Origin of the sequence: Actinoplanes sp. NPDC024001 (assembly GCF_040638955.1) — a bacterium.
Lineage (GTDB): Bacteria > Actinomycetota > Actinomycetes > Mycobacteriales > Micromonosporaceae > Actinoplanes.
In genome coordinates this window covers 1-1,136 of the sequence record NZ_JBEZZB010000387.1, presented here as the reverse complement: position 1 = coordinate 1,136, position 1,136 = coordinate 1, and the positions used below count along the sequence as shown (strand labels likewise).

General features: G+C 77.3%; 1 protein-coding gene. It reads right to left on the bottom strand.

Features of this window, described 5'->3' with window-relative positions; genetic code table 11:
- Positions 1-1,038 (bottom strand): glycosyltransferase (locus tag AB0F81_RS51360; protein WP_360211816.1); only part of this gene is annotated, 1,038 nt, incomplete at its 3' end.
- Positions 1,039-1,136 lie beyond the last annotated feature (98 nt).

Here is a 1,136-nt window from a genome sequence, read left to right as displayed (position 1 = left end):
CAGCGCGCTCACCGCACGGGCGTAACCCTCAGCCGTGTGCTCCGCCGCCCGCCGAGCCGCCCGATCCGCCAGGGCCCGCGCCGCCTCCCGGTCGTCGAGCAGCGCGCTGATGCCCGCCGCGAACGAGACCGGCTCCGGCCCGGTCAGCAGCGCGGCGTCGCCGAGCACCCCGTGTTCGTGCAGCAGCGGATCGACCATCACCGCCGGCAGCCGGCTGTGCGCCGCCTCCAGCAGCACCAGCGCCTGCGTGTCCGTCGTCGACGGAAACGCGAAGACGTCCGCCGCCTGATACGCCGCCGCGACCACCGCGGACGGCTGCTGCCCCGCGAGCACCACCCGATCCGCCGCCCCGGTCGCGCGCAGCAGACGCGCCAGCCAGCGCGGCTGGTACACCGCACCGACCAGGACCAGCCGCGCATCCGGCCGGCCGGCGGCGACCGTGGCGAACGCGGCGGCCAGCCGATCCATGCCCTTCTCCCGGTTGACGCGCCCGACGTACAGGATCAGGGGGTCGGCCGGGCCGATGCCGTGCGCGCGGCGGAATGCCTCGCCGGCGCCGGCGACGGCCGGCGCCGGGGCGACGCCGGTCGGGATGACGGTGAGCCGGTCGGCGGGCACCGGCAGGCGCAGCCGGGCCGGCACCGCGCGGGTGAGCACGATGACCGCGGCCGCGTCGCGCAGCATCAGCTCGTTGACGGCGTCGACGGTGGTCTGCAGGCGGCTTCCGGTCGGCACCGGCGGGACGCCGAGCCGGTGCGCGTAGAGCCGCAGCCCGGCGGCGAGCGCGAGGGCCGGCACCCGGTACGCCTCGGCGTAGGCGTGCAGGTCGGTGTGGTAGGTGTGCACCAGCGGCAGGCTCAGCGCGCGGGCCGCGTGCACGCCGAGCAGCCCGACCGGTCCGGGCGTGTGCACGTGGATCACCTCGGGGCCGGCGTCGGCGATCCGGGCGAGGGCCCGGTCCGCCCAGCGTTCCCGCAGCAGCCAGGACGACAGCCGCAGGCCGGCGAGGCCGCACGGCACGGCGGGCAGGTGGAGCACGTCGTCATCACCAGCACGCCCTGCGCCGGCAGGCGCGTGCCCGCCGCGTCGAGGCCGATCAGCAGGTCGGAGATCAGGAAGAGCAGGCCGCCCAGCGC